The organism is Flavobacterium ovatum, assembly GCF_040703125.1.
In the GTDB taxonomy this organism is placed as follows: domain Bacteria; phylum Bacteroidota; class Bacteroidia; order Flavobacteriales; family Flavobacteriaceae; genus Flavobacterium; species Flavobacterium ovatum.
Genome location: NZ_CP160035.1, coordinates 1341829 through 1367405 on the forward strand (window position 1 = coordinate 1341829; position 25577 = coordinate 1367405).

22 protein-coding genes and 1 tRNA gene are annotated in these 25577 nt (G+C 34.4%); 15 read left to right on the forward strand and 8 right to left on the reverse strand.

The genetic code is table 11. From position 1 onward, the window contains the following. The first annotated feature begins 130 nt into the window (after positions 1-130). Positions 131-802 (forward strand): PH domain-containing protein, encoded by a 672-nt coding sequence (locus tag ABZP37_RS05755; protein ID WP_366186391.1) that lies wholly within the window; start codon positions 131-133, stop codon positions 800-802. 141 nt (positions 803-943) lie between these two features. On the opposite strand, the gene pckA is transcribed toward ABZP37_RS05755, so the two are convergent. Continuing rightward, positions 944-2542: a phosphoenolpyruvate carboxykinase (ATP) gene (gene pckA, locus ABZP37_RS05760; RefSeq protein ID WP_366186393.1), complete on the reverse strand. Its 1599-nt coding sequence runs from the start codon at positions 2540-2542 to the stop codon at positions 944-946. A 63-nt stretch (positions 2543-2605) separates the two neighbouring features. Next, a complete protein-coding gene (locus tag ABZP37_RS05765; RefSeq protein WP_366186394.1) occupies positions 2606-2992 on the reverse strand; it encodes a DUF423 domain-containing protein in 387 nt (128 codons plus the stop codon). A gap of 471 nt (positions 2993-3463) precedes the next feature. On the opposite strand from ABZP37_RS05765, the gene ABZP37_RS05770 reads away from it, so the two are divergent. Further along, positions 3464-4819 carry a saccharopine dehydrogenase C-terminal domain-containing protein gene (locus tag ABZP37_RS05770; protein ID WP_366186396.1) on the forward strand — a complete coding sequence of 452 codons (1356 nt, stop codon included), beginning with the start codon at positions 3464-3466 and terminating at the stop codon, positions 4817-4819. A gap of 283 nt (positions 4820-5102) precedes the next feature. Further along, positions 5103-6443 carry a sulfatase-like hydrolase/transferase gene (locus ABZP37_RS05775; protein WP_366186398.1) on the forward strand — a complete coding sequence of 447 codons (1341 nt, stop codon included), beginning with the start codon at positions 5103-5105 and terminating at the stop codon, positions 6441-6443. 172 nt (positions 6444-6615) lie between these two features. Here the strand turns inward: ABZP37_RS05775 and ABZP37_RS05780 are convergent, their stop codons facing one another. Then, entirely contained in the window at positions 6616-7392 is a 777-nt protein-coding gene (locus ABZP37_RS05780; protein ID WP_366186400.1) for an energy transducer TonB, read from the reverse strand. A 13-nt stretch (positions 7393-7405) separates the two neighbouring features. Beyond that, on the reverse strand, positions 7406-8794 hold the full coding sequence (locus ABZP37_RS05785; protein ID WP_366186402.1) for a dipeptidase: 1389 nt from the start codon (positions 8792-8794) through the stop codon (positions 7406-7408). A gap of 113 nt (positions 8795-8907) precedes the next feature. Here ABZP37_RS05785 and ABZP37_RS05790 point away from each other — a divergent pair. After that, positions 8908-8992 (forward strand) — tRNA-Leu (locus ABZP37_RS05790). A 297-nt stretch (positions 8993-9289) separates the two neighbouring features. On the opposite strand, the gene ahcY is transcribed toward ABZP37_RS05790, so the two are convergent. Next, complete coding sequence (gene ahcY, locus ABZP37_RS05795) at positions 9290-10606, reverse strand: adenosylhomocysteinase (protein ID WP_366186404.1); 1317 nt, start codon at positions 10604-10606, stop codon at positions 9290-9292. A 250-nt stretch (positions 10607-10856) separates the two neighbouring features. Between ahcY and ABZP37_RS05800 the strand changes: the two genes are divergently transcribed. Beyond that, entirely contained in the window at positions 10857-11492 is a 636-nt protein-coding gene (locus tag ABZP37_RS05800) for a 4'-phosphopantetheinyl transferase superfamily protein (protein ID WP_366186406.1), read from the forward strand. 386 nt (positions 11493-11878) lie between these two features. On the opposite strand, the gene ABZP37_RS05805 is transcribed toward ABZP37_RS05800, so the two are convergent. Next, positions 11879-12262: a group III truncated hemoglobin gene (locus ABZP37_RS05805; protein WP_366187484.1), complete on the reverse strand. Its 384-nt coding sequence runs from the start codon at positions 12260-12262 to the stop codon at positions 11879-11881. Between the two features lie 179 nt (positions 12263-12441). On the opposite strand from ABZP37_RS05805, the gene ABZP37_RS05810 reads away from it, so the two are divergent. The 5 genes from ABZP37_RS05810 (at position 12442) to ABZP37_RS05830 (ending at position 18415) form a co-directional block, all read left to right on the forward strand. Beyond that, a complete protein-coding gene (locus ABZP37_RS05810) occupies positions 12442-13188 on the forward strand; it encodes a geranylgeranylglyceryl/heptaprenylglyceryl phosphate synthase (RefSeq protein WP_366186408.1) in 747 nt (248 codons plus the stop codon). A 9-nt stretch (positions 13189-13197) separates the two neighbouring features. Continuing rightward, on the forward strand, positions 13198-13836 hold the full coding sequence (gene pnuC, locus ABZP37_RS05815) for a nicotinamide riboside transporter PnuC (RefSeq protein ID WP_366186410.1): 639 nt from the start codon (positions 13198-13200) through the stop codon (positions 13834-13836). A 78-nt stretch (positions 13837-13914) separates the two neighbouring features. Continuing rightward, on the forward strand, positions 13915-15513 hold the full coding sequence (locus ABZP37_RS05820) for a DUF4301 family protein (RefSeq protein ID WP_366186412.1): 1599 nt from the start codon (positions 13915-13917) through the stop codon (positions 15511-15513). A 3-nt stretch (positions 15514-15516) separates the two neighbouring features. Continuing rightward, a complete protein-coding gene (gene arfB / locus ABZP37_RS05825) occupies positions 15517-15918 on the forward strand; it encodes an alternative ribosome rescue aminoacyl-tRNA hydrolase ArfB (protein WP_366186414.1) in 402 nt (133 codons plus the stop codon). A gap of 274 nt (positions 15919-16192) precedes the next feature. Beyond that, positions 16193-18415: a TonB-dependent receptor gene (locus ABZP37_RS05830; RefSeq protein WP_366186416.1), complete on the forward strand. Its 2223-nt coding sequence runs from the start codon at positions 16193-16195 to the stop codon at positions 18413-18415. 56 nt (positions 18416-18471) lie between these two features. On the opposite strand, the gene ABZP37_RS05835 is transcribed toward ABZP37_RS05830, so the two are convergent. Next, the gene (locus tag ABZP37_RS05835) at positions 18472-18885 is read right to left on the reverse strand and encodes a hypothetical protein (protein ID WP_366186418.1); all 414 of its coding nucleotides are present in this window, start codon (positions 18883-18885) and stop codon (positions 18472-18474) included. A 164-nt stretch (positions 18886-19049) separates the two neighbouring features. On the opposite strand from ABZP37_RS05835, the gene greA reads away from it, so the two are divergent. Continuing rightward, a complete protein-coding gene (gene greA, locus ABZP37_RS05840; protein WP_366186419.1) occupies positions 19050-19526 on the forward strand; it encodes a transcription elongation factor GreA in 477 nt (158 codons plus the stop codon). A gap of 60 nt (positions 19527-19586) precedes the next feature. Then, positions 19587-19976, forward strand: a complete 390-nt coding sequence (locus tag ABZP37_RS05845; protein ID WP_366186421.1) for an HIT domain-containing protein — start codon at positions 19587-19589, stop codon at positions 19974-19976. A 103-nt stretch (positions 19977-20079) separates the two neighbouring features. Here the strand turns inward: ABZP37_RS05845 and ABZP37_RS05850 are convergent, their stop codons facing one another. After that, positions 20080-21228: a HAMP domain-containing sensor histidine kinase gene (locus ABZP37_RS05850; RefSeq protein ID WP_366186423.1), complete on the reverse strand. Its 1149-nt coding sequence runs from the start codon at positions 21226-21228 to the stop codon at positions 20080-20082. Positions 21229-21544: 316 nt separating this feature from the next. On the opposite strand from ABZP37_RS05850, the gene ABZP37_RS05855 reads away from it, so the two are divergent. The 3 genes from ABZP37_RS05855 (at position 21545) to ABZP37_RS05865 (ending at position 25562) form a co-directional block, all read left to right on the forward strand. Continuing rightward, positions 21545-22357 carry a helix-turn-helix domain-containing protein gene (locus tag ABZP37_RS05855; RefSeq protein WP_366186425.1) on the forward strand — a complete coding sequence of 271 codons (813 nt, stop codon included), beginning with the start codon at positions 21545-21547 and terminating at the stop codon, positions 22355-22357. 90 nt (positions 22358-22447) lie between these two features. Continuing rightward, the gene (locus ABZP37_RS05860; protein ID WP_366186427.1) at positions 22448-24934 is read left to right on the forward strand and encodes an outer membrane beta-barrel protein; all 2487 of its coding nucleotides are present in this window, start codon (positions 22448-22450) and stop codon (positions 24932-24934) included. Positions 24935-25187: 253 nt separating this feature from the next. Then, complete coding sequence (locus ABZP37_RS05865) at positions 25188-25562, forward strand: DUF3127 domain-containing protein (protein ID WP_366186429.1); 375 nt, start codon at positions 25188-25190, stop codon at positions 25560-25562. Positions 25563-25577: the final 15 nt, after the last annotated feature.

Genomic DNA, 25577 nt, shown 5'->3' on the forward strand with positions numbered 1-25577 from the left:
AAAATAGTTAATTGTTAATCGTTATTTCTGTAATCTGATTAACTTTATTTTTTAAAAAGAATGATGACAATAGATTGTTGACAAACTCGTTCAGTTGGTTATAAATAGATTTTAAGTTGCGTACATAATTATGAAAGATCAAATAAAAAAGTTTTTAAACGAAGATCAAGATCCTAAAGCGATTGAAAAAATCACTTCAAAATTGCAGGATTTATTGATGAAAAACGAAGAAGTAGGATATATTGGCGTTCAAAAAAAGCCGGCTATAACTGTTTTTCCGGATAGTATTGTCTTGACTAATAAACGAATTATTTTGTGTAAACCTAAGAATTTAGGATTGTCAATGGATTTTGTGGATTACGATTGGGAAGATGTTGCTGGAGCATTTGTAAAAGAAAATTTGTTGGGTTCAGAGTTTTCGTTTTCAACCAAAACTGATCTAACAATATCTATTGATTACATACCCAAGACTCAAGCTCGAAAATTATATACTTTTGCCAAAGAGCAGATGGATAATTTAAAAAGTTTGTCCGTTCCAAATGCGTCTATTGTACCGCCGGTGATAGAAGTGGAAGAAGTGGAGACGGAAGAAGTAACGAATTATGCTGAAATTGTCTCTGTAACGCCACCCGAATATCAATCTATGCCAACAGAGAATGCAACTCAAGAAAGTTCATTAAAAGATTTGTCTGCAAATGAACTATTTGAAAAACTGCAAAACTTTAAAAAATTACTAGACAACGGATTGATTCTTCAAGGTGAGTACGATGCACTCAAAAAAGAAATTATGGGTTATATGTAATCTTTTAACTCACTAAAAATAAAAGCCTTACTTGCGAAAGTTTATTTTCGAAAGTAAGGCTTTTTTCAAAAGTCAAAAGTCAATTTCAAAAAATCCTTTACGAACTACGTTTTTAAAAAATCAAAAATCGTTAATCAAAAATCAAATCTTTGGCGCTCCTGCCATAATCTCGTCATTTGCATAAGACGAAAATTGCTTGAAGTTGGCTTTAAATCTTTTTGCTAATTCTTTGGCTTTGGTATCATATAAATCTTTGTTGTTCCAAGTATCTCTTGGATTCAAAATTTCACTTGGAACATTAGGGCAAGATTGCGGAATCGCCATTCCAAATACGGAATGATTTTCATATTCTACTTTGTCCAATTCTCCGTGTAGTGCAGCGTCAATCATGGCGCGAGTATATTTCAATTTCATACGGCTTCCTGTTCCGTAGGCGCCACCAGTCCATCCAGTATTTATCAGCCAAACGGTAGCGTCGTCTTCTTTTATTTTCTGACTTAACATCTCTGCATATCGAGTGGGGTGTAAGGGCATGAAAGGTGCGCCAAAACAAGCCGAAAAGTTAGGCGTGGGTTCTGTGACACCCGCTTCTGTTCCTGCTATTTTTGCAGTGTAACCCGAGATAAAATGATAGGCCGCCTGTCCCGGTGTCAATTTAGAAATAGGAGGTAAGATTCCGAAAGAATCTGCTGTTAAGAAAAAGATGTTTTTAGGATTGCCTCCTATAGAGCCAGGTTGTATGTTGTCAATGTTTTCAATAGGATAGCTAACACGAGTATTTGGAGTCACCGAAATATCAGTATAATCAACTTCGTTAGTGCCCTTTTTGTAAACGATATTTTCTAGCAAAGCGCCTTTTCGTACCGCTCTATAAATATCGGGTTCGTTTTCTTCTGATAAGTTTACCACTTTGGCATAGCAACCACCTTCAAAATTAAAAACCGTATTCTCAGGTGTCCAACCGTGTTCATCGTCGCCAATCAATTTTCGTTTTGGATCTGCTGATAAAGTTGTTTTTCCAGTGCCGGATAATCCAAAGAAAATTGCCGTTTCACCATTAGTCCCAACATTAGCACTGCAGTGCATTGAAAGGACATTTCGTGTAACAGGAAGTATGAAATTCAGGGCTGAGAAAATCCCTTTTTTTATTTCTCCCGTATAACCCGTGCCGCCAATCATGGCAATTTTTCGAGTAAAATTCAAAATCGCAAAATTCCCTTGTCTAGTGTGGTCTGTAGCTGGATCTGCTAAGAAACTTGGCGCGCAAATTACCGTCCAGTCTGCCGTAAAATGTTCTAATTCATCTGGATTTAAACGTAAAAACATATTGTGACAAAACAAATTTGCCCAAGCGGTTTCGGTAACCACACGCACATTTAAGCGGTAATTGGGGTCAGCACATACATAAGCATCCCTTACATATAGTTCTTTATTCGATAAGTATGCCGTCAGTTTATTGTATAAAGCGTCAAAATGTGCTGGTTCAAAAGGGATGTTGACATCTCCCCACCACACATCATTTTCTGTAATAGCATCTTTGACAATAAACCGATCTAGTGGAGAGCGTCCAGAAAATTTTCCGGTTTGAATTGCTAGTGCGCCAGTATTCGTTTCAGTTCCTTGCCCAACAGCTATAGTTCTTTTTTGTAATTCTTCGGGAGATAGTTGATAGTGAATTTGTGTATGTTTAATCCCAATATTATCAAGATAATGTATAGCGTTTAAGGTGTTGTTATTCATAAATAGTAGTATTTAGCGTTGTTAAAACCTACATTAAAGATAACGATTTAAACCCGTAAAACCCTAGGGTTTGCTCTTTAAATAACGGAAAAACAAGGTCCCCCAGCCTATAATTAGCAGTAGTCCGCCAATTGGAGTGATAAATCCAATCGTCTTAAAGTCAAAAGGAGTTAAATAGTTTGTCGCCAATCCATATATCGATCCTGAAAACAAAACTACGCCAACGACAATCAGGTAATAAATAGTGTTTTTGGTCTTGTTTGAAAGAACTTTGAAGCTAGGCAATAACAACAAGAAAAACGCCTGATACATTTGGTAACGCACTCCAGTTTCAAAAGTGGCTAGCAATTCGGGAGTCAGTATTTTTTTCAAAGCATGAGCCCCAAAAGCTCCAAAAATGATAGCAATCATCCCCATCAATGCGCCTGTATAAATGATTTTTTTGTCCATTTTGTCGTGATTTTTTTGAATTACAAAAGTATTCTATCTCAGGAGAAATCAGTCATTATTTTTGAATAATTAGAAACATTTGGGCGCCCCGAAGCTTCGGGGCCATCCTAAAAAAGTGCTATTCAGTTTGTGGATAAGGCCCTTTTTCAGTATGCTGTCGTGTCATCCGCTATATCTTTTGTGTTTGCTATCGCAACCCAATAGGATGTCTCCCGAAACTTCAGGACTACCACTCCCGCAGACTCGTGTGAAAAGCCTATTTTTATTATCAGTTGAAAAAGGGATTATTAGAATTCTCTTTTTGTAAATTTGTTTGTAAGGTCTTCTTAGTAGTTACGAATCGCTAGGGATTCAAAAAATAATTTTACAAATTTCTATGTTTGCGTAGCAATTTTTACTAATTCCTTTAAAATTAATTCGTGAACATTCGTGGCAAAAAATTTTCATTGTCCAAAACAAAAATCAATCAATATGAGAAACATACTAATTATAGGAGCAGGACGATCAGCATCATCTTTGATTCGGTATCTATTGGATAAATCTACTGTAGAAAAATTACAATTAGTAATTGCAGATATCTCATTAGAATTGGCTCAAAAAAAGACTCTCAATCATCCCAATGCAACCGCAATTGCTTTGGATATTTTTGATCAAGAACAAAGGAGTGAAGCCATCCAAAAAGCCAGTTTGGTCATTTCAATGTTGCCCGCACATTTGCATATAGAAGTAGCTAAAGGTTGTGTTCGATTCAAAAAACATTTGGTAACCGCTTCTTACATCAGTGACCAAATGCAAGAATTGGATGAAGCCGCCAAAGCCAATAGTTTAATTTTCATGAACGAAATAGGACTAGATCCAGGAATTGATCACATGAGTGCCATGAAAGTTATTGACGAAATACGAGATAAAGGCGGGAAAATGCTGCTGTTTGAATCTTTTTGTGGTGGACTCGTAGCGCCAGAATCCGACAACAATCTGTGGAATTACAAATTCACTTGGGCGCCTCGCAATGTAGTTTTGGCAGGACAAGGTGGCTCGGCTAAATTTCTTCAGGAAGGGACTTATAAATATATTCCGTATTGCAATCTGTTTCGCAGAACCGAATTTCTAGAAGTGGCCGGTTACGGTAAATTCGAAGCGTATCCCAACAGAGATTCTTTAAAATACAAATCGGTTTACGGTCTCGATGAGGTATTGACTTTGTACCGCGGTACTATTCGTAGAGTAGGTTTTTCTAAAGCTTGGAATATGTTCGTGCAACTCGGAATGACGGATGATAGTTATGTGATGGAAGATTCTGAAAACATGAATTATCGTCAATATGTAAACTCTTTTTTGCCTTATCACGCCACAGATTCAGTTGAAATAAAAATGCGTTTGCTTCTTAAAATTGACCAAGACGATATTATGTGGGAAAAATTAGAAGAATTAGATTTGTTTAATACTAATAAAATCGTTGGATTGCCCAATGCTACTCCCGCACAAATTCTGGAAAAAATCCTAAATGATAGTTGGACATTACAAGCAGCGGATAAAGACATGATTGTGATGTATCATAAATTTGGTTTTGAATTGGAAGGGGTGAAAAAGCAAATAGATTCCAAAATGGTGTGTATTGGCGATGATCAGACTTATACTGCCATGGCGAAAACAGTTGGATTGCCCGTGGCGATTGCCAGTTTGTTAATTCTAAATGGTAAAATCAAAACTTATGGAGTACAATTGCCTATTCGAAAAGAAGTATATGAACCTATCCTTAGAGAATTAGAAGATTATGGTGTTCATTTTAAGGAAGAAATCATGCCGTATTTTGGGTATAAAATATGAAAAGGGATCATTAATTAAATGAACTGAATGATTTATTATAAAATATCGTCTAAATTTAAATGCCTTTACAATTTATTACTAATACCATTTGAGTTTTAAATTTACTGGTATATGATGGTTAACGTTTGTCAGGTTGAGCGCAGTCGAAACCTCGTTCTGGCGTTGTAAATAATCAATACTTGAGCCCGTACTGAGTGCTAGTCGAAGTGTTCGATTTCACAAAATGTAAAACAGTAAATTCAAAGGCAAATTAGTATAAGGTTTAATTAGTAAAACTACCTTTATGTATACAGATCGAAAAATAAGCTTGTTATTCTATTTTCTATTGTCAATTTTCATCTCTTGTGGGGAAGATGATGCAACTCCTGTAATTACTCCAATTGTTACGACCACCCAAGCTCCCAATATCGTATTTATTGTCGCCGATGATATGGGTTGGGATGTGTTTGGGAAATATATTGGAGACAGTTCCAGTAAGGCAACTACTCCAATTCTTGATTCTTTGGCAACCAAAGGAGTGACTTTTACCAATTTTTGGACAAATCCCGAATGTTCGCCAACCAGAGCAGCAATACTTACGGGTCGATATGGTTTTAGAACCAGTGTAGGTGGGGTTGAAGCACCTCAAGTAGGGTATTTGAAAAGTACAGAGACTGTAATTCAGAAATACATCAATGATAAAACGTCGAATGCCTATGCAACGGCGCTGATTGGAAAATGGCATGTGAGTTTGAACTCTCAACTAGATGCACCAGAAAGTTTTGGGATTCAGTATTACTCTGGATTTTTGACAGGGGGTGTGACCGATTATTACAATTGGACACAAACTAGTAATGGCGTTCAGTCCAATGTTACCACTTATTCGACTACTCATTTTGTTAATCAATCGGTAGATTGGATGAAGAAGCAAACAAATCCGTTCTTTCTGTGGTTGGCTTTCAATGCGCCACATACGCCATTTCATAGGCCACCTTTGAGTTTGATTTCGAATCAAACCTTAAGCGACAATAGTGCGACTATAAGTTCGAATCCGTTTCCGTATTATCTGGCAGCTATTGAGGCTATGGATACTGAAATTGGGAGAATGATTCATTCTATGACTGCTGCCCAAAAAGAAAATACCGTTTTTGTGATTATAGGTGATAATGGAACTCCGCCACGAGTAGCTCAAAGTCCATACTCTTCTACAAGGGTGAAAAGTACTTTGTATCAAGGAGGTGTAAATACGCCTTTAATTATTTGTGGTAAAAACGTGAGTCGTAAAAATCAAATCGAAACTACTTTGGTACAGGCTCCGGATTTGTTTAGCACTTTTGCCGATATTGCGGGAACAGGAACGACTTCTTATCAAGATGGTGTAAGTATTAAACCTTTTTTGACTGGAAGTTCTTCGGCCAAAAGAACGTTTGTGTATAGCGAATTGTTTACTTCTTTGAATTCTTCTACCGAAGGGTATACGTTGAGAAACGATAATTACAAACTAATTCACTTAACTAGTGGAACAGAATATTTGTATAAAATCAATACCGATCAGTTTGAACAAACTAATTTGCTGTTGAGTTCTTTGTCATCAGAAGCACAAACGAATTTGGATAATTTGCGATTAATTAAAACAGGATTGTAAATGTGAACTTATTTTTGATTGTAGATTGAGGGATTCATATTTTTTACTTTATTAGACAAAACGACAAATATTTACATTATTTAAATATTTGTCGTTTTGTCTTTCTGGATTTTATAAATAATTAAATTTGAATATTTGTTGCTCTCCTGAAGCTTATTAGTTTTTAGGGGTGTTATTCTGTTTGAATAGTTATTGGTACGCTATATTGACACCGTACTGTTTTGCCATTTATGATTCCGGGACTCCATTTAGGGCTAAGTTTCAATACCCTAATTATCTCTTCTCCTGTTCCGTAACCCAAATCATTAAGGATTTTGAAATCAGACAATGATCCGTCTTTTTCTACTACAAAAGCGGCATGTACTTTTCCTTTTATTTTATTATCGAATGCTTCTTTAGTGATTTTGAAATTATCATGTATAAATTGATAAAAGTCTTTGATTCCTCCTGGGAAAGATGGTTTTATTGAGTCTAAAGTGGTTAATTCTTGTTGTTTGAGATTTTGAAGATTTTCTTTTTCTCGTCGGTCTGGCTCTTGAATCGCAATAGGTAAAGTATATTGCACACGAACATTTTTTTCGTTTATTTTGCCGGGTATCCATTTAGGACATAATCTCAATACCCTCAAACTTTCTTCGCCTGTTCCATAGCCAATATCTCTGATTATCCTTTCGTTGCTAATCGATCCATCTTTTTCAACGATAAAAGTAATATATATACTTCCTTTTAATTTAATGTTAGGGGGTGTTTCTGGAACCTTGTATAGCTTTGATATGAAAATATAAAACTTTTGCATACCTCCTGGGAAGGTTGTTTCTTTAGTTAGTTCAGAAGTTTTATATATTTTTTCTTCTGGAATAATAGTGGTTTCAAGAGGCATTTCTTGAGCTAGATTTATTGTAGTACTGAAAATTAATATAATAAATAAAATAGTTGAATGGAATTTCATTTTTAGAAATTGTTTATCTTGATAATTCTACAAAATATTTATAAAATAACGGAATCGTTTCGATTCCTTTTAGGTAATTAAAAATTCCGAAATGCTCGTTTGGTGAGTGAATGGAATCGCTGTCGAGTCCAAATCCCATCAAAATCGTTTTACTTTTTAATTCTTTTTCGAATAAAGCTACAATAGGGATACTTCCTCCTGAACGAACAGGAATGGCTGGAATTCCAAAGGTTTCGGTATAAGCCATGTTTGCGGCTTTGTAGCCAATACTATCAATTGGGGTTACGTAACCTTGACCTCCGTGATGCGGTTTTACCTTAACTGTAACTCCAGCTGGAGCGATAGCGGTAAAATGTTTCGAGAACAATTCGGTGATTTCTTCCCAGTCTTGATTGGGAACCAATCGCATGGATATTTTGGCAAACGCTTTGCTGGCAATGACCGTTTTAGCACCTTCACCAATGTATCCGCCCCAAATTCCGTTTACGTCTAAAGTGGGACGAATAGAATTACGCTCGTTGGTAGTGTATCCTGCTTCGCCATAGACATCGTTGAGGTCGAGTGCTTTTTTATATTTTTCGATGTCGAAAGGTGCTTTGGCCATTTCGGCTCGTTCTTCGGTAGACAATTCTTGTACTTTGTCATAAAACCCAGGAATGGTAATATGGTTGTTTTCGTCGTGTAGTGACGCAATCATTTTGGCTAAAATATTGATAGGATTGGCAACGGCTCCGCCGTATAATCCAGAATGTAAGTCTCTATTAGGTCCTGTAACTTCGACTTCTACATAGCTCAAGCCACGCAATCCTGTGGTAATAGAGGGTTGCTGGTTTGAAATCATTCCGGTATCGGAAATCAGTATGACGTCGTTTTGGAGTTTCTTAGTATTGTTTTCTACAAATGTTTTTAGGTTAACGCTTCCTACTTCTTCTTCACCTTCGATCATGAATTTGACGTTGCAAGGCAAGCAGTCGTTTTTAATCATGTATTCGAATGCTTTGACATGCATGTACATTTGTCCTTTGTCATCACAAGCACCACGGGCGAATATTGCGCCTTCGGGATGGGTATCGGTGATTTTTATTTCGGGTTCAAATGGGGGAGAAGTCCATAATTCGATTGGGTCTGCTGGTTGTACGTCATAATGTCCGTAAACTAGGATGGTTGGTAATTTTGGGTCTATGATTTTTTCGCCATAAACGATAGGGTAGCCTTCCGTTTCGCATATTTCGACAAAATCGCAGCCTGCTTTTTCTAAACTTTCTTTGATGTGTTCTGAGGTATCAATGACATCTTGTGAGTACACGGGGTCTGCACTGACAGATGGGATTTTAAGTAACTCAATGAGTTCGTTGATAATACGGTCTTTGTTTTCTTGAATGTAAATCTTGATGTTATCCATATTGTAAGTAAACTTTAGGTACTTTCAAAAATACAAAAAAATGGCAATTAATTTTTTTTAAAAATTGCTTTGTATATTGGAACTTATGTTTATATTTGCACCCACAATTGCACGCGGATATGGTGAAATTGGTAGACATGCCAGACTTAGGATCTGGTGCCGCAAGGCGTGTAGGTTCGAGTCCTATTATCCGCACCAGAAAAACCCAAAATACTCAGTATTTTGGGTTTTTTGTTTTTATTATTTCTGATACTATTTCAATAATAGTAAGAAGCGTGCAATTTTGTTTTATGCTTATTTGTAAATTGTAAAGTAATTTGATCAAAATTCAGATTCTATTAGTTTTATTCTATGGGCGATATTTAGATAAATATTATTCTTTTTAATTGTAGAAAATGAAAAACCCTCGCATTCAAACTGAATTTAGTTCAGTTTTTAGCGAGGGTTTCTATAAATCTGCAATCGTTAATCTATAATCAACAATCAAAAATATTTCTAGTATCTGTAGTATTCTGGTTTGAATGGTCCTTCAACTCCAACTCCAATATAAGCAGCCTGTTCAGTGCTCAAAGTTTCCAATTCAACACCCAATTTAGCAAGGTGCAACATAGCCACTTTTTCATCAAGGTATTTAGGTAACATGTACACTTCATTTTTGTAAGCAGCACTGTTTTTCCACAATTCTATTTGAGCCAAAGTTTGGTTCGTAAATGAGTTACTCATTACAAAACTTGGGTGACCTGTAGCACAACCAAGGTTTACCAAACGACCTTCAGCCAAAAGGATGATGTCTTTACCATTGATAGTATATTTGTCAACCTGAGGTTTGATTTCGATTTTCGAAGCTCCGTGGTTAGTATTCAACCAAGCAACAGCAATTTCGTTATCAAAATGCCCGATGTTGCAAACGATCGTTTTATCTTTCATTTGCTCAAAGTGACTTCCTTGAATAATATCTTTATTTCCAGTTGTCGTAATGATGATATCAGCATTAGCAACAACAGTGTTTAATTTTTTAACTTCAAAACCGTCCATTGCAGCTTGTAGCGCACAAATTGGGTCAATTTCAGTAACTGTAACAATAGAACCAGCACCTCTAAAAGAAGCTGCAGTACCTTTACCTACATCACCGTAACCACAAACGATCACTCTTTTTCCAGCTAACATAATGTCAGTAGCACGACGAACTGCATCAACTGCAGATTCTTTACAACCGTATTTGTTATCAAACTTCGATTTAGTAACCGAGTCATTAACGTTGATCGCTGGCATTGGCAATGTTCCCGCTTTCATTCTTTCGTATAATCTGTGAACTCCAGTAGTCGTTTCTTCAGACAATCCTTTGATTCCAGGAACCAATTCAGGGAAACGGTCAATAACCATATTTGTCAAATCTCCACCATCATCAAGAATCATGTTCAATGGTTTTTTATCTTCACCAAAGAATAATGTTTGCTCAATACACCAGTCAAAATCCACATCGTTCAAACCTTTCCAAGCATAAACCTGAATTCCAGCAGCAGCCATTGCAGCAGCAGCCTGATCTTGAGTAGAGAAAATGTTACATGATGACCAAGTCACTTCAGCACCAAGAGCGATCAAAGTTTCGATCAAAACCGCTGTTTGAATCGTCATGTGCAAACATCCTGCAATACGAGCTCCAGCAAGTGGTTGTTCGTCTTTGTATTCAGCACGAAGTGCCATTAAACCTGGCATTTCAGCTTCTGCCAATTCAATTTCTTTTCTTCCCCAAGCCGCTAGAGAAATATCTTTTACTTTGAAAGCCACATAAGGCATAGTCGATGTACTCATTTATAGTATATTTGTAATTATAAAATTCGGTGCAAATTTACGTAATAAGTTACGATTTAAAAAAGATTTACAAACATTTATGAATTGTTTACGAGTCTAAGTTTTTAAAAACCAGCAAAATAAATAGTTCAAGCTTAGTTGATTAGGAGCTATTTCCCGCTATTCGTTACAATCTTTTGGGGGCAAAACAAAAGCCCCCAAAAGGATTTTCACTACTATCGGGGCTAAAAAACCCAGCAAAACCAACAAAATGCCGTTATACAAAAACTTTTTTTTCGACCCACAAACCCAAATTCTCGTTTGGAAAATCACCGAAACCTACGATCAGCTTTTCTCTGAAGTAGTGTTAAACATGAAGAACCGCGAACGACTAAACGGAATGAAATCCGAATTGCACCAACGCGGATTTTTGAGTGTTCGCAAACTCCTTCAAGAAGCAGGGTATAATGATTTAGAGTTGTATTATGACGAGTTCGGGAAACCACACCTCAAGGATGATAAATGCATTTCCATCACCCATTCGCATGAGTTTTCGGCAATCATCATCAGTAATAGGCCAGTAGGAATCGATGTCGAACTACACCGAGAAAAAATCATTCGCATCGCAGACAAATTTATAACAGCTGAGTCTGAATACCTCAATAAAGCAGATGTAGAAAACTACATTCAAAAGCTCACCGTAATCTGGGGAACCAAAGAGGCAATTTTCAAAATCCAAAACGAAAAAGGAATCAGTTTCAAAGACCATATCTCAGTCCTTCCTTTTGAGTTAGAAGAAATAAAAACTACCGCCAACCTGAATTTTGGAAACATTCAAAAACAGTTCCATGTCTATTACGAAGCCATAGAAAACTTTGGACTAGTCTATGCTTTTGAGAAAGAGTAGCTTTAGTTGTGAGTTTTGAATTATAAGTTATGAGTTCGAAGATTGAACACTAATTGTACTGAGAAAAAACAGATGTTATTGGTGTCCGTCTGAGCCTGTCGAAGACTACGAGAACTGTATGTTTTTTGGATGTAATAAATAATTAAGTTTTAAAACGCAAAACTTATATGTACTTAGATCTCCGCTATGTTTTAAAAACCTTAGCGCAACTTTGTGTTTTTTCTTAGTGCATCTCTGCGGAACTAAAAACTCAAAAAACTTATATGTTTGATAAAGTAGCAGCGTAACCGCCGCGCTTATATGGGCTTATGTTTCTTATATGTTTTAAAAACGTTTGCGTACCTCTGCGTCTTCTTTAGCGCATCTCTGTGGAACTAAAAATCGCTCTAGCTACGACTGTTAAATATTCCCATATAGATAAAAGTCCCCATTTTTCTAGCTCTACGCTTCAAGATGTCTACATTTTCACCTTCAAAAAGGTCATCTAAAGTTTGCGCCCAATGGTTTAGCCAAATCCCAAATTCATTAGGGCCAATTTTCGCGCCAAAATGAGTGTCCACTTTTACATGAGCTTGCAAAGGATCACCTTTATATTTTTTACCACCAAAGAGGTTCATTTCCCAAAAATCAGTCAATTTTTCCAGATGCTCTTCCCAATCTTGAATCATTTCGTTAAAATAAAAACTAATTTCTTCATCTGCTCTTATCTTATCATAAAACGTATGAACTAATAAAGAGATGTCTTCTCTGTTGGTAATGTCTTTTTGCATTTTGTTCATGATAGTGTATTTAATGATAGTACTGCGGGAAGTACGGGTTTATGCAAATATAGTTTTATAAAAATCTTTTCTTTATGATTTTAATCATGTCTTGAAGAAACGGTTTAAGCTGTTATCTCTTGAGTATTGTACTAAAATAGTTAAGAAAAAACCGTTACTTTTACAGCCTGATGCAAAAAAACAACAAGATATACCAAGAAATTCTAGTATGTAAAGCTAATAAAAAGAAATTATTAGCAATTCTATTAGACCCAGACAAAATTGTTTGGGAAACTTTGGGGTCTTTGTCTGATAAAATTAATCAATCACCTGCTACCCATATTTTTATTGGCGGAAGCCTTGTAACTTCCACAAGAATCGATGAATTGATTGTTCTATTAAAACAAAAAATAAGTCTGCCAATAGTCTTGTTCCCTGGAAATCCTTCGCAAATATCTAACGAAGCTGATGGGATTTTATTTCTCTCATTGCTTTCAGGTAGGAATCCTGATTTTTTGATTGAACACCAAGTCAAAGCGGCTCCACTTTTGAAACAAACTCAACTTGAAATCATTCCAACGGGCTATATCTTAATTGAAAGCGGTACAACTACGGCGGTCGAAACAGTGAGCCAAACCAAACCATTGAATCGCAATAACAATGATTTAGTACTAGCAACGGCACAAGCAGGCGAAATGTTAGGGAATCATTTGATTTATCTTGAAGCAGGAAGTGGAGCGCAACAATCTGTTCCTCAAGAAATGATTCAGTTAGTGTCAGGTAATCTTGAAATTCCATTAATTGTGGGAGGCGGAATTATTTCATTGTTAGAAATAAATAAAATGTACGATGCAGGAGCTGATCTAGTGGTGATTGGAACTGCTTTTGAAAATGATACTCATTTTTTTGAAAAGGGTCATGCCTTTGAAAATCTTTAAATTTTTATAATGTTAGACTTTTTTTTAAACGCTTATCAAGAGACGCCTATTAGTCATATAATTCTCGAATTTATCGCTTTTGTATGCGGAATTTGGAGCGTGCTATTAGCAAAAAAAGAAAATATATTGCTTTATCCAATTGGGTTGATTGCAACAGTGATTACTATGTATTTGCTCTTTCTTGCGGGCTATTTAGGGGACATGTTGATCAATGCTTATTTTAGTGTCATGAGTATTTATGGTTGGTATAAATGGTCAGTCAAAGGAGATGATGACACTACTTTGCCGATAACGAGAACTAACTCAAAAGAGAAAATGATTGGCGTTTTTCTATTTATACTCACAGTTATTGTTGTCTATGGTGTTTACATCCTTTTTGATTATACCATTCTTTGGGATAATTATGTAGATATTTTTACCGCTGGATTATTTTTTACAGGGATGTGGTATATGGCAAATAAGAAAATTGAAAATTGGACATTATGGATAATAGGTGATGCAATAGCCACTCCACTCTATGGTTACAGAGGTTTAGGAATGTTAGCTTTACAATATTTTATTTTTACATTTTTAGCCATTAGTGCCTATCGAGAATGGTACCGAATTTTAAAATCGAAAAATACAATAGCAATTACACAAACGATTTAGTTAAAAAATGTTAAATTTGGCGCATGTATTTAAATAATGTAATTTGAAATTAGGTTGCTAACATTGTAATATGTAATAATGATAAGAACTATAAATAATCAAGAATTGGAAGAAAAAGGAGTTGGTTTAGGTTTTTCGGTTTCAGATAATAAGCAAATTGTATCACATGGTATTTCAATAGATAATATCAAAAAACAGGTGTATTTTTTGAAGAATGGAATTGCTAAAACAAATCTAATTGCTGCAGCTACATTGGATAATGGTATTCTTAATTTGTCTGAAAATGATTTTGAGAACCGTGCTTTGTTTTTTGATGCTAATAAAACCAATTTGAAATTATTGAAGTTTGTTCCTGCTTCTGGGGCAGCAACAAGAATGTTTAAGTTTTTAAATGCCTTTTTGAAAGAGTTTGATATTGAGAAAGATTCTATTAACGCATATATTAATCGAAAGAAAGCTAAAGATTTAACCATTTTCATTGTTGGAATGGATAAGCTTCCCTTTTTTGAGGAAGTGTATACTAAACTTAAAGAAGTCTATCCTAACTTTGATTCTTTGTCTAGGGATTATAAAAATTATTATTTTATAAAAATATTACTATCCCCTGATTATTTTGATTTTGCTAATAAACCTAAAGGGATTTTGCCTTTTCACGTTTATCTAAATAATATTGCCACTCCTATTGAAGAGCATTTGTATGAATGTGGATATTATTCGAGTGTGGACGGGATTTCTAATTTACATTTCACCGTTTCTGAAGCGCACCAGTCTCAATTTGAGTGGATTATTAATAAAGTGAAACATTCCGTTGAAAAAGAAACTCAAACAGCCGTAGCAGTAAGCTATTCTTATCAAAATAAGAGCACAGATTCGATTGCAGTGGATATGTTTGAAAATCCATTCAGAAACGCTGATGGAACTTTGGTGTTTAGACCTGGTGGACATGGTGCATTGATTGAAAACTTAAATCAATTTGACGCAGATATTATTTTTGTTAAAAATATTGATAATGTCATTTTGCATAATAATGAAAATGTGGCTTTGTACAAAAAAGGCTTGGCTGGAGTATTGTTAAATATTCAACAGCAGATATTTGAATATTTAAAGCAAATAGAAAAAGCAACCTTAAAAGAAGATCAAGTTCAAGAGGTTGTACATTTTATTAAGAAGAAATTAAATACTGATATGGAGTTTGGTTTTAGTGTTTTTTCTTTTGAAGATAAAATAAAGACAATCCAAAAAGCCTTAAATAAACCGATTCGTGTTTGCGGAATGGTGAAAAATGAAGGTGAGCCTGGAGGAGGTCCTTTCTGGGTGATAAATGATAAAAAAGAAATTTCGTTACAAATTGTTGAGTCTAATCAAGTGGATTTAAATAATCCAAAACAGCTTAAGATTTTACAAGAATCCACTCATTTTAATCCAGTAGATTTAGTTTGTGGTATTAAAAATTTCAAAGGAGAAAAGTTTGATTTGATGAAATTTGTAGATAATAATAGTGGTTTTATTGTTGAAAAGAATATTTCGGGAACTACTATCAAAGCGTATGAGCTACCTGGTTTATGGAACGGAGCTATGGCCGAGTGGTTGACAATTTTTGTGCAGGTACCATTGGTTACTTTTAATCCTGTGAAAACAGTAAATGATTTGTTGAAACCCGCTCATCAAAGATCATAGACTGTGGAAATTCAAAAATTAATATTAGAATTAAAATTCAAAGCAGTAAGGAGTAGCGGAGCAGGTGGGCAAAATGTGAATAAAGTTTCTTCAAAAGTTATTTTGACTTTCGATTTGAATAATTCGCAAGTGCTTTCCGAATCAGAGAAATTAGTTTTAGAATCTAAACTGCGTTCGAGATTAACTTCAGAGAATATTTTGATGTTGCAGTGCGATGAAGATCGCTCACAATTAAAAAATAAAAGTATTGTTATTAAGCGCTTTTTATCTTTAATCGAACAAGGATTAGTGATACCAAAGATTCGAAAAGCAACCAAAATTCCAAAATCAGTCATTAGAAAGCGAATAAAAGATAAGAAAAACACATCAGAAATAAAGAAATCTAGAAGAAATCCAGATGTTTAATTGTTTGGTGTGTAGTGATTTATATTTTTTTATTGGGAAATAATTAAGAAAGTGAATTTTTAAACTGTTTCTTTTTTTACCTTTGCGCCGTCTCAAAGGGGTGCTTTATTCTGATTTTATTTAGAACAAGGCTGAGATTATACCCAACGAACCTGGACGAGTAATGTTGTCAAGGGAAAAAATGATTGATCAATTACATTAGTAGTTAACAATCAAAATGGAAAATCAATTAACAACTGGATAATTGCCCCTTTTATTCGTGAAATCTTTACGAATGAAAACTATTTTTAAAACAAAGAGCCAAGAGCCAAGCGCCAAGACTCGAAAACAGAGCAATCTTTCAATTTCTTTATTCTTCCTTCTTTCTTCTTTCTTCTTTTCTCTTTTCTCTTTTGCACAAGTAAAAGACACTACTAAAGTAAATCAACTGGATGAAGTGTTGATTTCAGCAGTTCGTGCGACTCAAAAGACGCCTGTTAGTTTTAGTAATTTAGATAAAAAAGAAATTGCTCCCCGTAATTTAGGACAAGATATTCCAATTTTGATGAATTATATGCCGTCTGTGGTGACTACTACTGATGCTGGAAATGGTGTAGGTTATACCGGAATTAGAGTGCGTGGTAGCGATGCGACACGTGTGAATGTTACCATTAACGGAATTCCATATAATGATTCTGAAAGTCATGGTACGTATTGGGTAAATATGCCTGATTTCGCATCTTCTGTAGAAAGTTTGCAGTTACAGCGTGGTGTAGGAACTTCTACAAATGGTTCTGGAGCTTTCGGAGCAAGTTTGAATATGTTGACCGATAATTATGCAAAAGCAAGTAACGGTGAGATTTCCAATTCTTACGGAAGTTTCAATACGCACAAACATACTGTGAAATTTAGTACAGGTTTGATGAATGATCATTTTGAACTTGCAGGTCGTTTGTCAACTTTAAAATCAGATGGATATGTGGATAGAGCTAGTTCTGATTTAAAATCATATTTCTTACAAGGTACTTATGTAGCTAAGACTACCTTAATCAAAGCCTTGGTTTTTGGAGGGTTCGAACGCACTTATCAGTCTTGGAATGGTGTGGATGCTGCAACTTTAGTAACAAACAGAACCTATAATTCAGTAGGAGAAAAATACAGCGATTCGGGAGATTTTCAAGGTTATTATGAAAATCAAGTAGATAATTATAATCAAGATCATGTGCAATTGCATTGGAATGAGAAAGTTTCTGATTATTGGAGTACGAATTTAGCTTTTCATTATACTAAAGGAAAGGGATATTATGAAGAGTTTGTTGACGACTGGTTTTATACAAATATATATTGGAGTGAGGATTCGCAATATTCTTTCTTAGGTTTAAACCCAATTACAGTTGATGGTAATACAATAACTTCAACGGATTACACCAGAAGAAAATGGTTGAATAATGACTTTTATGGAACAACATTTTCTGCTAATTATAAAAAGGATAAAATGGATTTTGTAATTGGTGGAGGTTATAATAAATATGACGGTAGGCATTTTGATGAAATTCTTTGGGCTCAATACCCATCAAATAGTCAATCGGGAGATATTTATGACTCAAGTAATTCAGTAAAAACGGATGGTAATATTTTTGCGAAAGCTAATTATCAATTGGATGCTCAATGGAGTTTGTTTGGAGATTTACAATTAAGAAATGTACATTATAAAACGAGTAGTAATGAAACGGGAGTTGTAAATGATAATTTCAATTTCTTTAATCCAAAAGCAGGATTGACGTATGAGGTTAATAAACAAAACGCTTTGTACTTTTCGTATGCAAGAGCAAATCGAGAGCCTAACAGAAGTGATTATAAGAATGGAAATCCAATACCTGAGAAATTAAATGATTTTGAATTGGGTTGGAGACATGCAGATAAGAATGTGAAATTGAATGCTAATGTATATTATATGGCATACAAAGATCAGTTGGTGTTAACAGGGCAATTAGACAATGTGGGAAGCCCAATTCGTAAGAATAGTGGCGATAGTTATCGTTTAGGTTTAGAATTGGATGCAACAATAATGATCAAAGATAATTGGATGATTAGTCCAAATGCTACGATTAGTGCCAATAAGAATAAAGATTATTATGAAGATAACGGGACTTCAGTAGTTAATTTAGGAGATACTAATATTGCTTATTCTCCTAATTTTATAGCCGGAAATAATATTACTTTCTTGCCACTGAAAAAACTGCAGTTGACTTTATTAAGCAAAATGGTTGGGGAGCAATATTTGTCGAATAATGATGTAAAGGAGTCAAAATTAGAATCTTATTTCATTAATGATTTTAATTTTTCATATACAATTAGTCCTAAATCGGTATTTAAATCTATTGTTTTTTCTGGATTGGTAAACAATATTTTTGATGTAGATTATGTTTCGAACGGAGCAGATTATGGAGGAGGTTATGTTTATTATTACCCTCAAGCAGGAATTAATTTCTTAGCAGGAATTACTCTTAAATTTTAGTTGCAATAGTCAACCAAAAAAAGCCTGAAAAAATTATATTTCAGGCTTTTTGGGTTTTAATTATAAACTCTTATAATACTTCCGTTTACTTCTACTCGATATTGCTTCAATGGGTATTTTAAACTGCTTAATCCTGTAAATAAACTATATTCTTCACTATCGCAAGCGCAAATAACATTAATGCCTTTGATGGTCATGGTAGAGCATGCGCTGATTTGTTGGTTCGGACAAGTTGCATCGAAAGCATTATAGCCACTTCCAGTATTGAAAACAAAAATCCCTCTGGCTCCTACGCCACCGTAATAAATGGCATTACTGGCAAATTTTAAATTGTTGTAAGTGGGTAAGTCAGTATTGATAGAAACAGTGAAAGAATAATTGGGAATATAGGGGTTGCTATTGTTAATACTGTTGGAGCTACAGTTGGTTAATAGTAAAGTAATAAGTGACAAAAAGATTATTTTTTTCATTATTTAAAATTAATTAAAACAATTAGTGAAACAAAATTAATTTATTTAACTTTGAAATTCATACTGATTAACATATAATTTTAGACTAACAAAAATAATAGTACCTTTGTGGAAAGAAATCCCGTCCTGATGGGATTTTTTCTATTTATATAAACGACATAACTATGAGTGCAATATCTTATTATACAGCAGAAGGATTAAAAAAATTAAGAGAAGAGTTAGATTACTTGAAGTCGGTGATGCGTCCAAAAGCATCTGCTGATATTGCTGAAGCAAGAGATAAAGGCGATTTGTCTGAAAATGCAGAATATGATGCAGCCAAAGAAGCACAAGGTATGCTTGAAATGCGTATTGCTAAACTGGAAGATGTTCATTCTAATGCTCGTTTGATTGATGAAACACATTTAGATCTTTCCAAAGTTTTGGTTTTATCGATAGTGAAAATCAAAAATCAAGCAAACGGAATGGAAATGAATTACACACTAGTAGCCGAAAGTGAAGCCGATTTGAAAACTGGGAAAATATCTGTCACCTCTCCTATTGGAAAAGGTTTATTAGGAAAATCAGTAGGAGATATTGCTGAAATCACTGTGCCTAGTGGAGCTTTGAAATTTGAAATATTAGAAATTTCAAGAGCATAATAAGTTTAATCGGTTAATTGTTTAACCGATTAATCAATTAACCGATTAAACAATTCTATAATGTCTAGTATCTTTTCAAAAATTATAAAAGGAGAGATTCCTTGTTATAAAGTAGCCGAAGATGATAATTATTTAGCTTTCCTGGATGTTAATCCTAATGCTAAAGGACATACGCTTTGTGTTCCTAAGGTTGAAGTGGACAAGATTTTTGATTTGGATGAAGAACACTATATAGGCTTGATGCGTTTTTCTAGAAAAGTAGCCATAGCAATCGAAAAAACAGTTCTTTGTAATAGAGTAGGCTTGTCTGTCATTGGGCTTGAAGTTCCTCATGCGCATGTTCATTTGATTCCGATAAACGGTATGGATGAAATGCGTTTTTTGTCGAAAGTAAAAATGACCAAAGAAGAATTTGAAAGTTTAGCCATTGCAATTCAGTCGAATTTGTAAACTATTTTAGTGGCTTTTGATTTAAAGTTAATCTTTAAATTAGATTAGAAACTTGTGAAAATTAAGATTTACTAAAATAGGAAGTTATAGGGGTTTTACTGAATTAAGCATTCATTTTAAAGCTAATTTGAATCGTAGTTCCAATTCCAATTTCAGATTTTAATACTTTTATTTTTCCTTTGTGGTATTCTTCTACAATTCTTTTGGTTAATGATAAACCAAGTCCCCAGCCTCTTTTTTTGGTGGTAAATCCAGTTTCAAAAATTGTTTGAAATTGGTTTTTATGTATTCCACTGCCTGTATCCGATACATTTATTTTTAAAATCCCTTTGTCTTCTTCAATTTTCAAAACTAATTTTCCTTTTCCTTTCATAGCATCAATAGCATTTTTGACTAAGTTTTCAATCGTCCAGCCATGTAAAGTGGGGTTGATAGGTATGAAAACTTCTTTGTCCGGAGCTTCAAAATGAAATTCAATCTGTTTAGAAAAGCGAGATTGCAAATAAGTGTAAGCTTGAAAAGTTTCTTCAATAATATTTTTTGTTTCTAACAATGGAACAGAGCCGATTTTTGAAAAACGTTCCGTTATAGTTTGCAAGCGTTGAATGTCTTTTTCGATCTCTAGTGTTATGCTTTCATCTACTTCATCGGCTTTTAGGATTTCGACCCAACCTATTAATGAAGATAAAGGAGTTCCTATTTGATGTGCCGTTTCTTTGGCCATTCCTGCCCAAAGTTTGTTTTGGGTAGCCGACTTGGTACTTTTGTAAAAGTTGTAGACCAATAAACCAAACAAAAAGATGATGAGTAATAAGGCAATAGGATAGTATTTTAGATTATTCAGTAATGCCGAATTGCCATAGTATAATTTTTGAAATTGTCCAGGAACATATTCAATCACAATGGGGTCATTTTCTTTTTTTAATCGGTCTAGGATTTTATGTGTCGAGGGGCTGTTAAGTCCTAAACTTTCATCTATGTTAATGGTATTGATGATTGTGCTTCCTTCTGTAAGTATAATGGGGATAGAGGAATTATTGCTCAGGATTTCAAGAGGCAAGTCAACATCTGTATTTTCATCGGCATTAATTAATGTTTTTTGAGCATTGGCCCAGAGGTTCATTTTAAGTCTTTCCTCATTTTTGAAAATTTGAAAAAAGGTATAAGTGTTCCAAAGGATTAAGGAGACAATCAAAAATGAGATGAAGATGATAACCCAGCGAGTTGTATTCCTTTTTTCAGAAAACTGCATACATGAAATTTAAAGGTATAAATATAGTAAAATATACTTTGGAACTATATTTTGTGGGTATTGCTTTAAACCTTTTTGCGTCATTAGGGTCATAAGGAACCTTGGAATGTTGTTTTTGTGTTATAATCGGACGATATTGCGTGAGGGACAGGAGTGAAAATCCTTGTGGAGGCTGTGATTTATGCCTCCACAAGATTGAAATGAATAGCCCGACCCGTAGTCTTTACGAAGGGTCACGCCCAAAATAATAGCATTCTGTTTATTAGCCGTAGTCCGGTTATTCATAATTTTAAAATAAAGTGCTGAAAAAATATTAATGAAAGAATCTATTGCTGTTTATACTAAAATTCCAAATGTAACAGATGTCAAAATTGAACCTTTTGATGTTAATAAAAGGTACACAAAGCCCCATCGTCATAATAAATATATTGAATTAGTTTATTTTAAAGCGGGTTCAGGTTTTCATTATATGGATTCCATCGCTTATGAAATAAAACCTCCAGTGGTATTTGTAGTCAATAATAACGAAGTGCATCATTGGGAAATTGATAGTATTCCAGAAGGTTTTGTCATAATTGTAAAAGAGGATTTTTTGGAGAAGATAATTGATAAACATATCAACCAACAATTATATAGGTTGAAGAAAGAACAAATGATTACGCTTCAGTATGATGAATCGATTGATAAGTTGTTTCAGGTATTGTGTCTTGAAATGAAACAAACTTCAATTCAAAAGGAAGTTATAGAAGGTGGGTTAAAAGCTTTGTTTGCTAAAATTATTGGGTATTCTAATCGTACAGAACGTTTAGATAATACAGATAAAACGATACATTTTGAAGAATTGTTGAAACAGGAATTACGAAATGACGTCTCTTTTTATGCAGATTTGTTGAGTATTAATACGCAACAGTTGAATGCTATTTGTAAAAAGAGTTTTTCTAAAACGGCCTCTCAAGTGATTAGTGCGCATATCGTTCAAGAGGCCAAAAGGCAATTGGTTTACACTGATCGAACAATATCTGAAATAGGTTATAGTCTTGATTTTAAGGATGTATCTCATTTTGTGAAATATTTTAAGAGACATACTGAGATTACACCACTTGTTTTCAAGCAAGCATCAATTATTTAATAAAAACACATTTATATACCTTAAAATCACCATATGTACCAAGGTTATTGTATTAATTACAGTATTTTTGGCATTCAAAAAAAAATTATAATGAAATTAAATCAATTTGTTACATTCCTTGCGTTTCTAGTAACAGCTGCTGTTTTTGGTCAGGTCTCAGGAAAGGTCGTTGACGGAGATTTTCCGTTAGAATATGCTACAGCCACTTTGTTCTCAACGCAAAATAAGACGGTAGTTGCAGGTGTTGTTTCCAATAATGACGGTACATTTAAAATTGGAAATTTGAAGAACGGAAATTACTACCTAGAAGTTTCTTTTATAGGTTTCCAAAAAAAGACTTTCAATGATATTCTGATTAATAATAAAAATAAATCATTAAATGTTGGTGTTGTTTCTTTGATTTCGGGAGAAAATCAACTTAGTAATGTAGTTATTAAATCTGAAAAAAGTACTGTTGTAAGCAAGATTGACCGTCAAGTTTATGATGCAAAGTCTTTTCAGAATAGTCAAGGTGGTACCGCAACTGATGTGTTGAAAAATTTACCTTCTATTGCTATCGACAGTCAGGGCGACATTAGTGTAAGAGGAACTACTGGTTTTATGGTTTTGTTAAATGGTAAGCCTACACAAGGAAGTATTTCGACTATTTTGGGTCAGTTGCCAGCCAATGCAATTGATAGAGTAGAAGTAGTGACTGCTCCATCTGCTAAATATGATCCAGATGGGAAAGCAGGTATTTTGAATATTATCACCAAAAAAGGAGCTACCGATGGTTCTTATGCGCAAATTAACGTAAAAGGTGGATTCCCTTCTATAGAAAATTACGACAATAAAGAAAATGCACAACGTTACGGAATTGACGGAACCTATAATTTCAAAAAAGATAAATGGGATGTTTCATTGGGTGGTAGTTTTGGAAGAAACGATATTCAAGGTCGTAGAGAAGGGTACGTTTTTACCAATAACGTAACCGAGAATTATAAAACCGAATTTCCTTCAGACGGAGAACGTAGTACCAATGAGTTAAACTACAGCGGACGTTTTACGGTTGATTATACACCAAATACAGCGGATAATTTCTCTGTAGGTTTCTATGCAGGAAAACGTAAAAATGACAGACAAGCCGATATTTATTACAACAATAAAAGAACCGATTTGACTACTGGAGCTGTTCTTAAAACTTTCGATTATTACAATGAAAATTTGAGAATTCGTGACGGTGATTTCGCTTTAGGAAGTTTTGATTATTCTCATAAATTTTTAGATAAATCAAAATTAACTGCTTCGGTTTTATATGAATATACTTTGTTGGGTGGTCCAACGACCAATTTGAACTTAGGATATACAGATCCTTCAATCGTATATCAAGACGAATACAATACCAATGACAATCCTTTATACGGAAGCAGAGCCCAATTGGATTATGAATTCAAACCTTTTTCTTTTGGAAAACTAGAAGCGGGTTACCAATTTAGAAAACTAAAACACAACGGTAATTTTATTTACGAAAGACGTAATCTTACTTCTGGAGTATTCGAAATTGTTCCAGAGTTTACCAGTGTTGTAAACCTTGATCGTTTGATACATTCTGGATATTTGCAATTGAACGGAGCTAAAGAGAAATGGGAGTATGCTGCAGGGTTAAGATTAGAATCTATGAATCGTGATTTTTATCTAAAAGGATTCAATACAGCAGCAGAAAACCTAGAGTATGATTATGTGAAATTGTTTCCATCAGCTTCGGCTCAATACACCATGGATAATAATGTAAAAGTGAAAGCGGCTTACAGCAAAAGAGTCGATCGTGCGCCAACGTACAAGATGAATCCATTTAAAGAAAGAGAGCACTCTGAGACTTTTGAACAAGGAGATAAAAATCTTCGTCCTGAGTTTACCGATTTAATCGAATTGGGAATTAGTAAAAATTTCAAAAGCGGAAATTCGGTTTTTGCAACGGCTTACTATAGAGATGTTCAAAACTTGATTAATCGTGTCAATACACTTTCTTATACAACTGCTGGTGTCTTGAACGATACTATTTTGGATAGAATCTATACCAATGTAGGTAGAGGAAAAACGATAGGACTGGAAGTTGGAACACAATTCAAACCAACAACTAAATGGACGAACTTTATAGGGGCGAACGTATATAACTTCAATATTGATGGAAGTTACGACGGAAAAAGAATCAATTCTAATGCGATTCAGTATTCTATAAATGCCAACAGTACTTATAACTTTTCAAGTACAACTTCTATGCAGTTTACGTTGAATTATTTATCTGAAAAAATTACGGCACAAGGAGAAGATTCTCGTTTTTATTCGCCAAATTTAACTTTGAGAAAAACATTCTTAGACAATCAATTGGTAGCGACTTTGCAATGGCAAAATATAGATATGGGATTGTTGAATACCAACGAACAACGTATTACAACCTACAATCCGGGGGAATATTATACCACAACCAATTATGTATATGAGGTAGATATGGTTCTCTTGAATTTATCATACACCTTTAATAAATCAAAAAACAAAGCTAAATTTATCGATAGTGAATTTGGTAAAAAAGAATTCTAGATCAATCTAGATTATATTTTAAAAGCGCATTTGGAATTAGTTTCGAATGCGCTTTTTTATTTTAACCAACTGAAAATAAAATAGTTTGCAATTGTTGATAATTTTTTCAATTTAGATTAAGGCTTATTTTGTGTGCGTCTAAAGAAGTTAGTATATTTGTCAAATAGAAGTTTCCCGTTCAGGGATTTTTTTGTCTAAAGCAAAAATATTCTAGTCAACAATCGAATATAAACAAAAATTAAATATAGAGAAGATGGAAGTTATTGGTAGAGTTAAAGTGATTAATCCAGAGCAACAAGTAAGTGCGGCATTCAAGAAAAGAGAATTAGTTGTTACTACTGAAGAACAATATCCTCAACATATATTAGTTGAGTTTACTCAAGATAAATGTGATTTATTAAACAATTACGGAGTAGGAGAATCAGTAAAAGTTTCTATCAATTTAAGAGGTAGAGAATGGGTTAACCCACAAGGAGAAACTAGATATTTTAACAGTATCCAAGGATGGAGAATTGAAAAAGCAGGTGCAGAAGCTCCAAATGCTCAAGCTCCAGCGGCACCAGCAGCTCCAGTTTTTACTCCAGCAACTAACTTAAACGAAGAAGAAGCTGACGATTTACCGTTTTAATTAAAAACGAAAAAT

What these genes read in the sequence shown, in the direction of transcription:
- ABZP37_RS05800 (WP_366186406.1), top strand. Translation starts at nt 10,857, where the DNA reads ATGCCGTTATACAAAAACTTTTTTTTCGACCCACAAACCCAAATTCTC.
- ABZP37_RS05755 (WP_366186391.1), top strand. Translation starts at nt 131, where the DNA reads ATGAAAGATCAAATAAAAAAGTTTTTAAACGAAGATCAAGATCCTAAA.
- ABZP37_RS05855 (WP_366186425.1), top strand. Translation starts at nt 21,545, where the DNA reads ATGAAAGAATCTATTGCTGTTTATACTAAAATTCCAAATGTAACAGAT.
- ABZP37_RS05865 (WP_366186429.1), top strand. Translation starts at nt 25,188, where the DNA reads ATGGAAGTTATTGGTAGAGTTAAAGTGATTAATCCAGAGCAACAAGTA.
- ABZP37_RS05810 (WP_366186408.1), top strand. Translation starts at nt 12,442, where the DNA reads ATGCAAAAAAACAACAAGATATACCAAGAAATTCTAGTATGTAAAGCT.
- ABZP37_RS05775 (WP_366186398.1), top strand. Translation starts at nt 5,103, where the DNA reads ATGTATACAGATCGAAAAATAAGCTTGTTATTCTATTTTCTATTGTCA.
- ABZP37_RS05850 (WP_366186423.1), bottom strand. Translation starts at nt 21,228, where the DNA reads ATGCAGTTTTCTGAAAAAAGGAATACAACTCGCTGGGTTATCATCTTC.
- ABZP37_RS05770 (WP_366186396.1), top strand. Translation starts at nt 3,464, where the DNA reads ATGAGAAACATACTAATTATAGGAGCAGGACGATCAGCATCATCTTTG.
- ABZP37_RS05845 (WP_366186421.1), top strand. Translation starts at nt 19,587, where the DNA reads ATGTCTAGTATCTTTTCAAAAATTATAAAAGGAGAGATTCCTTGTTAT.
- ABZP37_RS05780 (WP_366186400.1), bottom strand. Translation starts at nt 7,392, where the DNA reads ATGAAATTCCATTCAACTATTTTATTTATTATATTAATTTTCAGTACT.
- pnuC (WP_366186410.1), top strand. Translation starts at nt 13,198, where the DNA reads ATGTTAGACTTTTTTTTAAACGCTTATCAAGAGACGCCTATTAGTCAT.
- ABZP37_RS05835 (WP_366186418.1), bottom strand. Translation starts at nt 18,885, where the DNA reads ATGAAAAAAATAATCTTTTTGTCACTTATTACTTTACTATTAACCAAC.
- ahcY (WP_366186404.1), bottom strand. Translation starts at nt 10,606, where the DNA reads ATGAGTACATCGACTATGCCTTATGTGGCTTTCAAAGTAAAAGATATT.
- ABZP37_RS05785 (WP_366186402.1), bottom strand. Translation starts at nt 8,794, where the DNA reads ATGGATAACATCAAGATTTACATTCAAGAAAACAAAGACCGTATTATC.
- ABZP37_RS05830 (WP_366186416.1), top strand. Translation starts at nt 16,193, where the DNA reads ATGAAAACTATTTTTAAAACAAAGAGCCAAGAGCCAAGCGCCAAGACT.
- ABZP37_RS05765 (WP_366186394.1), bottom strand. Translation starts at nt 2,992, where the DNA reads ATGGACAAAAAAATCATTTATACAGGCGCATTGATGGGGATGATTGCT.
- pckA (WP_366186393.1), bottom strand. Translation starts at nt 2,542, where the DNA reads ATGAATAACAACACCTTAAACGCTATACATTATCTTGATAATATTGGG.
- ABZP37_RS05805 (WP_366187484.1), bottom strand. Translation starts at nt 12,262, where the DNA reads ATGCAAAAAGACATTACCAACAGAGAAGACATCTCTTTATTAGTTCAT.
- ABZP37_RS05820 (WP_366186412.1), top strand. Translation starts at nt 13,915, where the DNA reads ATGATAAGAACTATAAATAATCAAGAATTGGAAGAAAAAGGAGTTGGT.
- greA (WP_366186419.1), top strand. Translation starts at nt 19,050, where the DNA reads ATGAGTGCAATATCTTATTATACAGCAGAAGGATTAAAAAAATTAAGA.
- ABZP37_RS05860 (WP_366186427.1), top strand. Translation starts at nt 22,448, where the DNA reads ATGAAATTAAATCAATTTGTTACATTCCTTGCGTTTCTAGTAACAGCT.